Origin of the sequence: Pseudomonas sp. NFACC42-2, from assembly GCF_900116055.1 — a bacterium.
Taxonomy (GTDB): Bacteria; Pseudomonadota; Gammaproteobacteria; order Pseudomonadales; family Pseudomonadaceae; genus Aquipseudomonas; species Aquipseudomonas marginalis.
In genome coordinates this window covers 87,249-100,496 of record NZ_FOZO01000005.1, presented here as the reverse complement: position 1 = coordinate 100,496, position 13,248 = coordinate 87,249, and the positions used below count along the sequence as shown (strand labels likewise).

10 protein-coding genes and 1 pseudogene are annotated in these 13,248 nt (G+C 61.1%); 6 read left to right on the top strand and 5 right to left on the bottom strand.

Annotated elements, in window-relative coordinates; translation table 11 throughout:
• Positions 1 to 53: 53 nt before the first annotated feature.
• Positions 54 to 1,736 (bottom strand): AMP-binding protein, encoded by a 1,683-nt coding sequence (locus BM416_RS12875; RefSeq protein WP_092488299.1) that lies wholly within the window; start codon positions 1,734 to 1,736, stop codon positions 54 to 56.
• 265 nt (positions 1,737 to 2,001) lie between these two features.
• Here BM416_RS12875 and BM416_RS12870 point away from each other — a divergent pair, with 265 nt between their 5' ends.
• On the top strand, positions 2,002 to 2,778 hold the full coding sequence (locus BM416_RS12870; protein WP_092488298.1) for an ABC transporter substrate-binding protein: 777 nt from the start codon (positions 2,002 to 2,004) through the stop codon (positions 2,776 to 2,778).
• Between the two features lie 54 nt (positions 2,779 to 2,832).
• On the opposite strand, the gene BM416_RS12865 is transcribed toward BM416_RS12870, so the two are convergent.
• From BM416_RS12865 to BM416_RS12850, 4 genes are all read right to left on the bottom strand, one after another.
• Positions 2,833 to 3,459 carry a helix-turn-helix transcriptional regulator gene (locus BM416_RS12865; protein WP_027603534.1) on the bottom strand — a complete coding sequence of 209 codons (627 nt, stop codon included), beginning with the start codon at positions 3,457 to 3,459 and terminating at the stop codon, positions 2,833 to 2,835.
• Positions 3,459 to 4,592, bottom strand: coding sequence for an NAD(P)/FAD-dependent oxidoreductase (locus BM416_RS12860; RefSeq protein ID WP_092488297.1), 1,134 nt, complete (start codon positions 4,590 to 4,592; stop codon positions 3,459 to 3,461). The genes BM416_RS12865 and BM416_RS12860 overlap by 1 nt, the downstream gene beginning before the upstream one ends.
• Positions 4,589 to 5,524, bottom strand: a complete 936-nt coding sequence (locus tag BM416_RS12855) for an ornithine cyclodeaminase family protein (protein WP_092488296.1) — start codon at positions 5,522 to 5,524, stop codon at positions 4,589 to 4,591. The genes BM416_RS12860 and BM416_RS12855 overlap by 4 nt, the downstream gene beginning before the upstream one ends.
• Before the next feature lie 68 nt (positions 5,525 to 5,592).
• Positions 5,593 to 6,531 carry a LysR family transcriptional regulator gene (locus BM416_RS12850; RefSeq protein WP_092488295.1) on the bottom strand — a complete coding sequence of 313 codons (939 nt, stop codon included), beginning with the start codon at positions 6,529 to 6,531 and terminating at the stop codon, positions 5,593 to 5,595.
• Positions 6,532 to 6,640: 109 nt separating this feature from the next.
• Here BM416_RS12850 and BM416_RS12845 point away from each other — a divergent pair, with 109 nt between their 5' ends.
• The 5 genes and pseudogenes from BM416_RS12845 (at position 6,641) to BM416_RS31160 (ending at position 13,246) form a co-directional block, all read left to right on the top strand.
• Positions 6,641 to 8,140: a CoA-acylating methylmalonate-semialdehyde dehydrogenase gene (locus BM416_RS12845; RefSeq protein ID WP_092488294.1), complete on the top strand. Its 1,500-nt coding sequence runs from the start codon at positions 6,641 to 6,643 to the stop codon at positions 8,138 to 8,140.
• A gap of 467 nt (positions 8,141 to 8,607) precedes the next feature.
• Positions 8,608 to 9,546 carry a pectate lyase family protein gene (locus BM416_RS12840; RefSeq protein WP_092488293.1) on the top strand — a complete coding sequence of 313 codons (939 nt, stop codon included), beginning with the start codon at positions 8,608 to 8,610 and terminating at the stop codon, positions 9,544 to 9,546.
• A 251-nt stretch (positions 9,547 to 9,797) separates the two neighbouring features.
• Positions 9,798 to 11,048: a glycoside hydrolase family 68 protein gene (locus BM416_RS12835; RefSeq protein WP_065926252.1), complete on the top strand. Its 1,251-nt coding sequence runs from the start codon at positions 9,798 to 9,800 to the stop codon at positions 11,046 to 11,048.
• Positions 11,049 to 11,260: 212 nt separating this feature from the next.
• Positions 11,261 to 12,388, top strand: a pseudogene (locus BM416_RS31165) (HAMP domain-containing protein); the annotation flags it as partial.
• Positions 12,389 to 12,532: 144 nt separating this feature from the next.
• Positions 12,533 to 13,246 carry a methyl-accepting chemotaxis protein gene (locus BM416_RS31160; RefSeq protein WP_370737670.1) on the top strand — a complete coding sequence of 238 codons (714 nt, stop codon included), beginning with the start codon at positions 12,533 to 12,535 and terminating at the stop codon, positions 13,244 to 13,246.
• The last annotated feature ends 2 nt before the right edge of the window (positions 13,247 to 13,248 follow it).

The window sequence follows — 13,248 nt, the reverse complement described above, 5'->3', positions numbered from 1 at the left end:
GCTGGTCGCTTCGTTTTGCCCGGTGGAGCCTTTAGCGGCCCCCGGGCTTTTTTTCAGCTGAAATCTTCCTCGAAGTGTTCCTGTTCACCCCGTGTATCACTCTGGCGTCGCACCACCTCCATCTGCCGCAACTCCACGCGGCGGATTTTGCCGGAAATGGTCTTGGGCAATTCGCTGACAAACTCGATCCGCCGCACCCGCTTGTAGGGCGCCAGATGCTCGCGGGCGAACTCAAGGATGTGGCGTGCCAGCTCGGCACTGCCCGGGGCGTCATGGGCCAGGATCAGGAACGCCTTGGGCACCGCCAGGCGCAACGGATCGGGGCTGGGCACCACGGCCACTTCCATCACTGCCGGGTGTTCGATCAGCGCGCTTTCCAGCTCGAAGGGGCTGATGCGGTAGTCGGAGGCCTTGAACACATCGTCGGCGCGCCCGACAAAGGTGATGTAGCCGTCGGCGTCGATCTGCGCGGTGTCGCCGGTGCGGTAGTAACCGTCGCGCATCACCTCGGCGGTTTTCTCCGGGCTGTCTTCGTAGCAGAGCATCAGGCCCAGTGGGCGTATATCCAGGGGCAGGGCGACTTCACCCTCGGTGCCCGGCACACCGTCGGCGTCCAGCAGGGCCACCTGGTAGCCCGGCAACGGGCGGCCCATGGAGCCTGGCTTGAGCACCTGGCCCGGCGTATTGCCCACCAGCGCGGTGGTTTCCGACTGGCCGAAGCCGTCGCGCAGCGGCAGGCCCCAGGCCTGTTGGATCTGCTCGATGATCTCCGGGTTCAGCGGTTCACCCGCACCCACCAGTTCGCGCAGGTTCAGGCGCGATTTGTAGCTCGCCAGGTCTTCCTGGATCAGCATGCGCCACACCGTGGGCGGGGCGCACAGGCTGGTCACCCGGTACTTCTCCAGCGTGCCGAGCAATGCCTGGGCACTGAACCGCGCGACGTTATGGATAAAGATGCAGGCGCCGGCATTCCACGGCGCGAACAGGCAGCTCCAGGCATGCTTGGCCCAGCCCGGCGAGGAGATGTTCAGGTGCAGGTCGCCGGGTTGCAGGCCGATCCAGTACATGGTCGACAGATGGCCGACCGGGTAGCTCTGGTGGCTGTGCAGCACCATCTTCGGTTTTGAAGTGGTGCCGGAGGTGAAATACAGCAGCATTGGGTCGGTGGCCAAGGTACGACCCTCTACCTCGAATCGCTCGGGGTATTCGAAGGCGGCGCTGTGCGCGAACCAGCCAGTCGGCGCCGCCCCCACACAGATGCGGCTGCAACCCTCGCCCAGGCCCTCGAACTTGCCGACATGCGCCGCGCCGACCACCAGGTGGCGTACCTGGCCCCGCTCGATGCGGTCGTGCAGGTCAACCGGATTGAGCAGGGCGGTGGCGGGGATCACCACGGCGCCGAGCTTGAAGGCCGCCAGCATGGTTTCCCACAGTGCCACATCGTTGCCGAGCATCAGCAGCACGCGCTCGCCACGCCGCACACCGAGGGCGCGCAGGTGGTTGGCGACTTGGTTGGAACGCGCGGCCAGTTGCTGGAAGCTGTAGCGCTGCTCGCTGCCGTCCTCTTCGACGATCCACAGCGCGTCGGCGGCATTGCCCTCGGCCATGGCATCGAAGTAGTCCAGAGCCCAATTGAATTCGCTCAGCTGTGGCCAACGAAAATCCCGGGCGGCGGTGGCGTAGTCGGTGCGGTGCGCGAGCAGGAAATCCCGGGCAGCCAGGAAGGACTGGGTCATGGTCGGTGTCCTTAATTATTGTTGTGGGGACTGACCCCCTCGGGTGCACCGAGAGGCTGGACCGAGTATAGGCACGCATAAATAAGAGCAAAACGCTCAAAAACACCGGAGCGTTGTGCAAAAAAGTCATGGGCGATAAGGGCTGGCGAGTGGTGATTGACGGGTGATACGTAAAAGTCCAGTATGGAATTATAAGTACAAAAAATCCCGTTCCAGCTTTTTCTTCACGCTTGCCAAAACCAATAACAACTCGCGAGACACGACCATGAGGAAACTCCCTCTCATCACCGCCCTGGCCTTGGGCCTGATCGCCTCCAGCCCCCTGCTGGCCGCCGAGAAAACCCTGCGCATCGGCATCGAAGCGGCTTACCCACCGTTTGCGTCCAAGACCGAAGAGGGCAAGATCGTCGGCTTCGACTACGACATCGGCAATGCGCTGTGTGCGCAGATGAAGGTCAAGTGTGTGTGGGTCGAAGGTGAATTCGACGGCCTGATTCCTTCCCTCAAGGTGAAGAAAATCGACATGGCGTTGTCGTCCATGACCATCAATGACGATCGCAGGAAGTCGGTGGATTTCTCCCACAAGTACTACTTCACCTCGTCGCGCCTGGTGATGAAGGACGGTGCCGTGGTGGATGACCAGTACGCCAGCCTCAAGGGCAAGACCGTGGGTGTGCAGCGCGCCACCACCACCGACCGTTACGCCACCGAGGTGTTCGAACCCAAGGGCATCAACGTCAAGCGCTACAGCAATAACGAAGAGATCTACATGGACCTGGCGGCAGGCCGGCTGGACGCGATCTTTGCCGACACCATTCCCTTGAATGACTTTTTGCAGATGCCTCGGGGCAAGGGCTACGGGTTTGTCGGCCCGGAACTCAAGGACCCGAAATACGTGGGCGAGGGTGCCGGGATCGCGGTGCGCAAGGGCGATACCGCGCTGGTCAGCGAACTGAACAGCGCTATCGACGGCATTCGTGCCAGTGGGGAATACCAGAAGATTTCACAGCAGTACTTCAAGGCCGATATCTACGGCGATTGAGCGTCCTGCGCGGGCAAAATGTGGTGGGAGAGGGCAAGCCCCTCCCACATTTGATCAGCCCTTGAGCTCCTTCAAATGCTTGTAGACCGTGGCCCGCCCCATGCCCAGCACATTGGCCACATAGTTCGAGGCGCTCTTGCCCTTGAACGCGCCTTCGGCATGCAGCGCCAGTACCAGCTCACGCTTGTGGTCACGGGTGAGCAGGTTCAGGCTCAGCTGGCGCTCGCGCATCCAGGCATGCAGGAACGTGTTGATGCGCTCCTGCCAGTCATCGCGAAACAGCGAGTCCGGTTGCGGGATCAGCTTGCTCGGCGACAGGAACAGGTCCAGGGCGGCCTTGGCGTTTTCGAACAGTGAGATATTCAGGTTGATGCACAGCACCGCCAGCCGGCGACCTGTGTGGTCATGCAACACGGTGCTCAGGCTGCGGATTTTCTGGCCATCCCAATTGAGCTTTTCGTAGGGGCCGATATTCACGTCGCTGACGTCGGCGCTGAGCATGTCCTCCAGCGCCGAGTCGTCGCCAATGCCCCGTTTGGACAGGTTATTGGCAATGTAATCGACTTTTTGCGTGCGCAGGTCATGCAGCACCACTTCGGCGTGGGGGAAGAACAGCGTGGCGATTGCATCGGCAATCGCGCGGAAATTCTGCAGGACTTTTTCGTGTTCGGCGCTGTTCATCAATGGGGCTCCAGGCGGGCGAGGGAGAGCATACCAGCGTCCAGGCCGAACCGCGTCAGTGGCTCCGGCAAGGCTTCACCGCGCACCAGCGCCGCACTGGCCTGGCCCATGGCGGGGGAGGTCTGGATCCCATAACCGCCTTGCGCCGCGACCCAGAACAGGCCGGGCACCTGCGGGTCGAAGCCGCTGAGCAAATCACCATCATGTACAAAGCTGCGCAGGCCGGCCCAGGTGCGCGTCGGGCGGCGGATAGTCAGGGTGGTGGCTTCTTCGATCTGGTAGATGCCCATGGCGATGTCCAGCTCTTCGGGCTGTATATCCTGGGGCTCCACCGGGTCGGCATTCGCCGGCGAGCCGAGGAACATGCCGGCGTCGGGCTTCATGTAGAAGGCTTCGTCGAGGGCCACCAGCATCGGCCAGGCATGGCTGTCCACGCCTTCGGGGCCGGCGAAGATAAATGCCGAGCGCCGCTTGGGTTGCAGGCCGATGGACGCGGCGCCCGCCAGCCCGCCGATATGATCGGCCCAGGCGCCGGCGGCGTTGATAATGATCGGCGCGGTGTAGGTCCCGTCCTGGGTGTTTACGTGCCAGAGGCCCGCGCTGTCACGGCTCAAGCCCAGTACATGGCTGTCGGTACGCACTTCGCCCTGATTGCGCCGGATACCGCGCAGGTAGCCCTGGTGCAGGGCGTCGGTGTCGATGTCGCTGGCGGTCGGGTCATACAGCGCGCCATGGACTTTTTCCCGGCGCAGGATCGGCAGGCGCGCGCAGGCTTCATCCGCCGTGAGCCGTTCGACCTGGGGCACCGTGGCCTTGGCACTCTGGTACTGGGCCTGCAATTCGGCAGCGTCGCCGTTGAAGTCCACGGTCATTTCGCCGCGCGGCGTCAGCAGCGGGTGCTCGCAGAAACCTGGCGGCGGGTTATCGAAAAACGCGCGGCTGGCCTGGGTCAACGCCCGCACCTGCGGGGTGCCATACGCCGCCGTGTAGAGCGCCGCCGAGCGTCCGGTGGAGTGATAGGCCGGGTGGGATTCACGCTCCAGCACCAGCACCTTGCCATGGGGCGACAACCAGAAACCCGTGGACGCGCCGGCAATGCCGCCGCCGATGATGATGAAGTCGGCATGGCTCATAACAGTCTCCAGAGGGCATTGGCCAGGGCGATGTCTTCCAGGCCCAGGCCGATGGAACGGAAAAATACGTGGCGGTCATAGGCCGGGCGCTGTACCTGCTCACTGAGCAGTTCGGGCAGGTCGCCGACGATGGCGTTTTTGTCCCAGCCGTGCTGTTCAGCGGCGATCAGCATCTCGCCGGCCGAGCCGGGGGTGGTCTGGCGATAGTCGCAGAACACCTGCATGGCGTTGAGGCTCTGGGGCGGCACTTCATGGGCACGCGGGGCGTTGGTGCTGATCGAGGTGATCAGCGCCGGCTTGCTCAAGCGCGACGGGTCGATCACCGGGCCGGCCGATGAGGTGCACAGCAGGATCACATCGGCGTCGGCCACCGCCGCATCGCAGCTGTCGGCGACGCTCAAGCGTGGATCCAGGCGTTTGATGGCGTCGGTATTGGCAGTGGCCAGGCTGGGCGAAAACACACTGATGCTCTGCCAGTCCCGCAGGTTTTTCACGTAGTGCAGATGCGCCTGGGCCACCTTGCCGCTGCCGATGATCGCCAGGCGCCGCGCCGTTTGCGGGGCCAATGCCTCCACCGCCAGCGCAGTGGTCGCGGCGGTACGCGCGGTGGTCAGTTCGGCGGCATCGCACAGCAACAGGGGCTCCCCGGTTTGCATCGACATCAACAGCGTCCAGGCCGTTACCAGCGGCCCTTGCTCGCGCACGATATACGGCGAGGTCTTGACCCCGTACACCCCCTCTTCAGCCAGCACGCCCAGGTAATTGATGAAGTCCCCGGCGCCGTGGGGGAACGCCACTAACTGCTGCGCCGGTTGCACCGCGTGCCCGGCGGCCAGGGCGCGGAACAGCGTGCGCAGGATCTGTGGCACATCGACTTGGGCGAGCAATTCACGGGCCTGGGCTTGGTTGATCACTTGGGGGGTGATGGACATATGCGCCTCTGGGTAAGAACTATTTTGTCTATTATGGACTTTTAGTTCTGTTGTTCAAGCGCTAAACCTCAGCCGTTGAACCGAAACCCACCCGACAACTTGCCCTTCAAATACCCCACCAACGCACTCACCGACTTCGGCACATGGGGCGAATATGGCCGAATCAGGTAGATCTCATCGGCAAACGCGCCCTTGAGTGTCCAGCCCTTGAGCACCTGTACCAGCTTGCCGCTGGCCAGCGCAGCGTGGGCGCTGAAGTCCGGGAGCAGGGCGATGCCCAAGTGGTTGAGCGCCGAATCACGCAGGGCTTCGCTGTTGTTGGTGGCGAAGCTGCCGGCGATGGGCACGGTGAGGCGTTCGACCTTTTTGCCGCCGCGTTCGAAGGTCCATGCGGGCTGGTCGGTGCCGCGCGGGTAGAACAGGCAGTTGTGCGCCGACAGGTCGCCGGGTTCGCGGGGTTCGCCGTGGCGTTGCAGGTAATCGCGGCTGGCGACCAGCGCCGAACCGGTGTCGCACAGTTTCCACGCCACATGGGTTTCCGGCACCTGGAAGCCGTGGCGCACAGCGAGGTCGTAGCCTTCGGCCGCCAGCGAACTCAGGGCATCCGACACATCCAGCTGGATACGCACCTGCGGGTACTGCTGCAGGAATTCCGCCAAGTGCGGCACCAGCTGTTGTCGGGCGAATGCCACGGGAGCGGTCAAGCGCACCAGGCCACGAATCTCCCCGGCGGAATCGCGCACCGACGAGAAGCTGCGCGCGATTTGCTCATAGGCACCGCGCACTTCACGGGTCAGCGACAACCCGGCATCGGTCAAGCGCACGCTGCGCGTGGTGCGGGTCACCAGCCGTGTGCCGGTGGCTTTCTCGAGGTCGGAAATGCGCTGGCTGACCGCGGATTTACTCACCCCCAGGCGCGCGGCGGCGGCGGTGTAGGTGCCGTGTTCCTCCAGCACTGAGAGCCAGTGAATGTGGGTCCACAGCCCTTCGATCTCGGATTTTTCCATGGGTTTATTGTTCGCTTGTGAGGACAATCAGTTCTTGATTCTGCTCTGGTTTGGAACAAACCGAAAGCCTATCGTGTGTCCCAACGCAACCCACCTGGGATCTACTGCCATGACTGCAACCATCGAGCACTACATCAACGACCAGCGCGTCAGCCGCGATGATCGCTATCAGGACGTCTACAACCCGGCCACCGGCGAAATCACCGGCCGCGTTGCCCTGGCCAGCAGCCAGACCGTGTCGGAAGCCGTCGCCGCTGCCCAGGCCGCTTTTGCCGGTTGGGCCGACACCCCGCCTATCCGTCGCGCCCGCGTGCTGTTCGAATACCTGCACCTGCTGCGTGAGCGCAAGGACGACCTGGCGCGCATCATTGTCGCCGAACACGGCAAGGTCTTCACCGATGCCCAGGGGGAAGTCGACCGTGGCATCGATATCCTCGAATTCGCCTGCGGCATCCCCAACCTGCTCAAGGGCGAGCATTCCGACCAGGTCTCCCGTGGCATGGACAACTGGACGATGCGCCAACCCCTGGGCGTCGTCGCCGGCATCACGCCGTTCAACTTCCCGGTGATGGTGCCGATGTGGATGTACCCGATCGCCATCGCGGCGGGCAACACCTTCATCCTCAAGCCAAGCCCGACCGATCCAAGTGCTTCGCTGTTCATGGCTGAACTGCTGCGTGAAGCCGGCCTGCCCAAAGGCGTGTTCAACGTGGTGCAGGGCGACAAGGAATCGGTGGACGCGCTGATCGCGCACCCGGACGTCAAGGCTGTGAGCTTTGTCGGCTCCACGCCGATTGCCCAGTACATCTACGAAACCGGTGCGCGCAACGGCAAGCGTGTGCAAGGCCTGGGCGGCGCGAAGAACCATATGGTGGTGATGCCCGACGCGGATATCGAAAAAACCGTCGATGCCTTGATGGGCGCCGCCTACGGCAGTGCCGGCGAACGCTGCATGGCCATTTCCGTAGCGGTGCTGGTCGGCGATGTCGGTGACAAGGTCATCGCCGCCCTGACCGAACGCGCCAGGCATCTGCGCATCACCGACGGCCGCGACCTCAAGGCCGAGATGGGTCCGATTGTGTCCCGCGCCGCACTGGAGCGCATCAGCGGCTACATCGAGCAAGGCGTGCAGGCCGGCGCGCAACTGCTGCTCGACGGACGTGACTATGTACCCACCGAGGCTGGCCTGGAAAACGGCTTCTGGCTCGGCGCGACCCTGTTCGACCACGTGACCCAGGAGATGAGCATCTACCGTGAAGAAATCTTCGGCCCGGTACTGGCCTGCGTGCGCGTGAATGACTTCGCCGAGGCGGTGAAGCTGGTCAACGACCACGAATTCGGCAACGGCGTCAGCTGCTTTACCCGCGACGGCAACATTGCCCGCGAGTTTGCCCGGCGTATCGAAGTGGGCATGGTCGGCATCAACGTGCCGATCCCGGTGCCGATGGCCTGGCACGGGTTTGGTGGCTGGAAGAAGAGCCTGTTCGGCGACATGCATGCCTACGGCACTGAGGGTGTGCGCTTCTACACCAAGCAGAAATCGATCATGCAGCGCTGGTCGGAGAGCATCGAGCAGGGCGCGGAGTTTGCGATGCCGGTGTCCAAATAACGGCCAAAAGAACACAGCGGAACCCTATGGGAGGGGACTTGCCAGTCAGTTAAGGGAAAACACTGTAACTGTGGTGAGCGGGCTTGCCCCGCGTTGGGCTGCGCAGCAGCCCCAAAACACAGCCCCGGACCTGCCTGGCACACAGCAGCGCTCTTATTGGGGCTGCTACGCAGCCCAACGCGGGCGGTGCGACGATTCGACAAGCCCGCTCACCACAGGTTACTGTTTGCCCGTTCTATCTCTTAACGGATAGGCATTAGGGCAAGCCTCCTCCCACTTTTGGTTGTTTTCCACTTGAGGGTTGACGGCCAGGCGAATGACGAATACTGTACATAAACACAGTGTTTAAGCGCTGATCAACCAGGATGGCAACATCAGCCACGCCAAACACTGTGTGCAAGTTAATGGATTAACTTAATGCACAGGCTCGTTATACCGAGCCGTTTTTATTGATAGAGAGGGAACTCATGTCCTATCCAGAAAGCAAACTCACCGGCTTGACCGGTTTCGCCCTCGCGGCAAAAGTCACTGGCGGCTGGTCCGGTCCTGTGGTCAGTATCACCAGCCTGGATCAACTCAAGGCCAATATCGGTGACACCACGCCTCGGGTATTGGTGATCAACAGTAATATCTCGGCGTCGAGCCTCACCAAAGTCAACTTGGGCGCCAACAAAACGTTGATTGGTTCGTTCCAGAACCGCACGTTGGAGAATATTCACCTGCGTGCAACCGCGCAGTCGCAGAACATCATTCTGCAGAATATTATCTTCAAGCATTCGGCGAGCATTAAGGCCAATGACGATATTCAGGTCTACCTGAACTACGGCAGCAAGTACTGGATTGATCATTGCTCGTTTGTCGGTCACAGCTGGTCAACCACTGACGGCAGTGAAGATAAACTGCTGTATATCGGTGAAAAAGCCGATTATGCCACCATCAGCAACTGCTTCTTTGGCAGCCACAAGTACGGGCTGATCTTCGGCCACCCGGCGGATGATAATAAAACAGAGTTCAACGGTTATCCGCGCCTGACGTTGTGCCATAACCGCTTCGACAATATGGAAGTGCGCGCGCCCGGCTTGATGCGCTATGGTTATTTTCATGTGTACAACAACTACATCAATAACTTCCACCTCGGTTTTACCCTGGCTCAGAACGCCAATATCCTGTCTGAAAGTAACTACTTTGGCGAAGGCAGCCAGAATAAAGGCATGTTGGATGACAAAGGCACCGGGACGTTCACGGATATAAACAGTGTGCCACCGATCACCAACCAGAAGTCGCCCAAAGCACAATGGACGGCCAGTTCCAACTACGCCTATACCTTGAAGACCGCGGCGCAAGCCAAGGACTTCACCCAGAAGAATGCCGGTGCCCAGGCTGCGGCGCTGGTATTTGGTAGTTGATTAGCTAGCTTTCTACTGAGCTGTCATTTATTGCAAGTGCCACTGTATTTATATCAAGGATATAAACACAGTGATGGCCTTTGTAATATAAATAATTCTTCATGTTGCGATAAGCAAGTGCCCATGTTAAACCTTGGTGCGCACTTGCAGAGCCAACTATCTCTTGCTCTTTCAGTCAGTATTAAGTTGCTGGCTGTCAGGTGCTATTTAATCTTCGCTTGTCATTTAAGCGTCAGCAAAAGGACATCATCATGAAACATGCGAATCACGCACCCACTCGCTGGACACGGGCCGATGCGCTGAAAGTTAATGAAAATGACCCGACGACGACACAGCCGTTAGTGAGTCCTGACTTTCCTGTCATGAGTGACACGGTCTTTATCTGGGACACCATGCCCTTGCGTGAACTCGATGGCACGGTGGTATCGGTGGATGGCTGGTCGGTGATCTTCACCCTGACCGCCGACCGTCGCCCCCATGATCCACAATTCATCAATGCCGATGGCCGTTACGACATCAAGCGCGATTGGGAAGACCGCCATGGTCATGCGCGGATCTGCTACTGGTATTCGCGTACCGGCAAGGACTGGATCTTCGGCGGCCGGGTCATGGCCGAAGGGGTTTCGCCGACCACCCGTGAATGGGCGGGCACGCCGATCCTGCTGAACAACAACGGCGATATCGACCTGTACTACACCTGTGTCACGCCGGGCGCCACGATTGCCAAAGTCCGGGGCCAGGTCATTACGTCCGACACCGGTGTCACCCTCCAGGGCTTTGATCAGGTCAAGTCGTTGTTCGATGCCGACGGCACCTACTACCAGACCGAAGCGCAGAATGCGACCTGGAACTTTCGCGATCCCAGCCCCTTTATCGATCCCGTCGATGGCAAGTTGTACATGGTGTTCGAAGGCAATGTGGCCGGCGAGCGCGGGACTCACGAAGTGGGCCCGAACGAGCTGGGCCTGGTGCCGCCGGGGCACGAGGACGTGGGCGGTGCCCGCTACCAGGTGGGTTGCATCGGCATCGCCGTGGCCAAGGACCTCAACGGTGACGAATGGGAAATCCTGCCGCCCCTGGTCACGGCCGTTGGCGTGAACGACCAGACCGAACGGCCGCACTATGTGTTCCAGGACAACAAATACTACCTGTTCACCATCAGCCACAAGTTCACCTATGCCGATGGCGTGACGGGGCCGGATGGCGTCTATGGGTTTGTCAGCGATCATCTGTTCGGACCCTATACGCCGATGAACGCGTCCGGGCTGGTCCTCGGCAATCCGCCTTCGCAGCCGTTCCAGACGTATTCCCACTGCGTGATGCCCAACGGCCTGGTGACGTCGTTTATCGACAGCGTGCCCACCACCGGCGATGACTACCGCATCGGCGGCACCGAAGCGCCGACGGTCAGGATCGTGTTGAAGGGCGATCGTTCGTTTGTGCAGGAGGCATACGACTACGGTTACATTCCGGCGATGCGGGATGTGGTGTTGAGCCAGTGACCGCCGTGCAAAACCCAGCCTGATTTCATCAGGTAAGTGGGAGGGGGCTTGCCCCCTCCCACTTTTTTTTGACCGCATTTCAGCCTGCCTTCAAGGCTCAAGTCCTCGCCCACCTGGCCGATACAGGCACTAGCAGCACGAGTGATCCCGAACTCGTAGGTGCACGCCTGGTCGTCGCTCAGGTCAACGAATAAAAATCAAAAGGGGTGGCCATGACCATATTGCAGCGTGTGATCGGCGGGTTTGCGGTGTTGGTGCTGTTACTGCTAGTCATGGCGGGGATCAGTTATCAGAACACGCAGTCCATCAGCAGTCGCTTGAACATTATCACCGGCGAGTCGGCACCCTTGAGCCGGGCCGCCAGTGAGCTATACGTGCACATCCTGCGCGCCAACCAGGCGTTGCTGGCCCTTCAGATCAGCACCGACCCCAAGCAGATCGAGGACGGCAAGCGACCGTTCACCGAGAGCATCGCCCAGTTCAATCAATTGCTCGACAGCACCGTTGCCTATACGGGCGAGCATGAGGCGCTGCGCGCGAACCTGGCGCAGCAGCGCCAACAGGTCGCGGCCTACGCCGAGCAGGCGCAGGCGCTGATGGCGTCCCACGTGCAACACGTGCAGCAATTGGCGCTGACGCGGCAACTGCAAGGCTACAGCAGTGCACAGGCGATACAGCTGACCAGCTATCTGCGCGATTACATTGCCCATGCACGCAGTGTCGGCGAACCGCAACAGGTGGCCGCAGCGGAAAAGCTGCTGTTGGAAGTCAACAAATCCTACGATGGCTTCGCGGCTCATACCGTCACGCCGGCCATTGATAAATTACAGCGTGTGCTCAATCTCCAGGACGAAGTGATCAGCACCCGGGCCCAGGCCCTGGCGGCGATTGACCCCAGGGTCGGGCGGATTGCCGGCGTCATGGTCAATCGCCTGCTGACTGACCTGACCGCCCCTGACGGCCTGTTCCAGGCTTATCAGGTGGAGGCAAAACTGGCCGCGCAGGTGCAGCAGCAACGCAGTGCGGTTGACGCGGCGCTGAAAGCCACCCTGGACAGGATCGGCGAGTTCGGCAGCCAGTCCCTGGAGGTCGCCAACCAGGCCAGCCAGTCGGCCAATGCCACCATCGGCACCAGCCGCAGCTTGCTGTTGATCGCGTGTGTGCTGGCGGTGCTGGCGGCGGTGGCGATTGGTACCTGGGTCGCCTTCAGCCTGCGGCGTCCACTGGCGGCGTTTCGTGAAGTCCTCAAGACGCTCACGGCGGGAGACATGCGGGTCAGTTTCGATGTCAGCCGTAAAGACGAGTTCGGTGAGTTGGGCGGTTACCTGAACGAACTGACCACGGCCCTGCGCAAAACCTTCCGTGAATTGATCGGCTCTGCCGATGCGCTGGCCGTTACCGCGGGCAGCAACGCCCTGAACAGCGAGCAGACCACCCGTGTGGTGGATGAACAGAAGGACCGCCTGCAATCGGCTGCTTCGGCCATGACGCAGATGGAAAGCACGGTCGAAGAGGTGGCCCGGCGTGCGCAGGACACCCGCCAGGCCGTGGACGACACGAGTGAGCTCACGCACAAGGTGCAGGCGCGTGTGGCCGAGACCATCGTCAATATCCGCCAGCAGGCCGACCAGGTGAACAAGGCCACGCAGGTGACCGATGAGTTGCAGAAGTACGGACAGAATATCGAGGGCATTGTTGTCGCCATTCGCACCATTGCCGAACAGACCAACCTGCTCGCCCTGAATGCGGCGATCGAAGCGGCCCGTGCCGGCGAGCAGGGACGCGGTTTTGCGGTGGTGGCCGATGAAGTGCGCTCCCTGGCCAGCCGTACCCAGACCTCGACCAGCGAAATCCAGGACATGATCGGGCTCATGCAGGAAAAGATTCACTCGGTGGTGCACGTGATGAACGAAAGCCAGGCGCAGTCCACCCAATGCGTGTCCCTGGCCTCGGGCGCGGGTGACTTGCTGCTGTCGATGAGCGACTCGGTCGACAGTATCCGCGACATGAATATCCAGATCGCCGCCGCCACCGAGGAGCAGAGCGCCACGGTGCAGGAAACCAGTCGGATGGTCATCCAGATCAACGATTCGGCCCAGCAGACGGCAGACGGCGCCGAGCAGTCCGCCATCAGCAGCCACGAGCTGTCGGACATGGCCAAGGTGCAGCGCGAGCTGCTCCATCATTTCAGCGTTTGAGC

Bases quoted from the DNA above. Each gene is read 5' to 3' on its own strand.
- BM416_RS12875 (WP_092488299.1), bottom strand. From the start codon at position 1,736: ATGACCCAGTCCTTCCTGGCTGCCCGGGATTTCCTGCTCGCGCACCGC.
- BM416_RS12870 (WP_092488298.1), top strand. From the start codon at position 2,002: ATGAGGAAACTCCCTCTCATCACCGCCCTGGCCTTGGGCCTGATCGCC.
- BM416_RS12835 (WP_065926252.1), top strand. From the start codon at position 9,798: ATGAAACATGCGAATCACGCACCCACTCGCTGGACACGGGCCGATGCG.
- BM416_RS12865 (WP_027603534.1), bottom strand. From the start codon at position 3,459: ATGAACAGCGCCGAACACGAAAAAGTCCTGCAGAATTTCCGCGCGATT.
- BM416_RS12855 (WP_092488296.1), bottom strand. From the start codon at position 5,524: ATGTCCATCACCCCCCAAGTGATCAACCAAGCCCAGGCCCGTGAATTG.
- BM416_RS12860 (WP_092488297.1), bottom strand. From the start codon at position 4,592: ATGAGCCATGCCGACTTCATCATCATCGGCGGCGGCATTGCCGGCGCG.
- BM416_RS12845 (WP_092488294.1), top strand. From the start codon at position 6,641: ATGACTGCAACCATCGAGCACTACATCAACGACCAGCGCGTCAGCCGC.
- BM416_RS12840 (WP_092488293.1), top strand. From the start codon at position 8,608: ATGTCCTATCCAGAAAGCAAACTCACCGGCTTGACCGGTTTCGCCCTC.
- BM416_RS12850 (WP_092488295.1), bottom strand. From the start codon at position 6,531: ATGGAAAAATCCGAGATCGAAGGGCTGTGGACCCACATTCACTGGCTC.
- BM416_RS31160 (WP_370737670.1), top strand. From the start codon at position 12,533: ATGACGCAGATGGAAAGCACGGTCGAAGAGGTGGCCCGGCGTGCGCAG.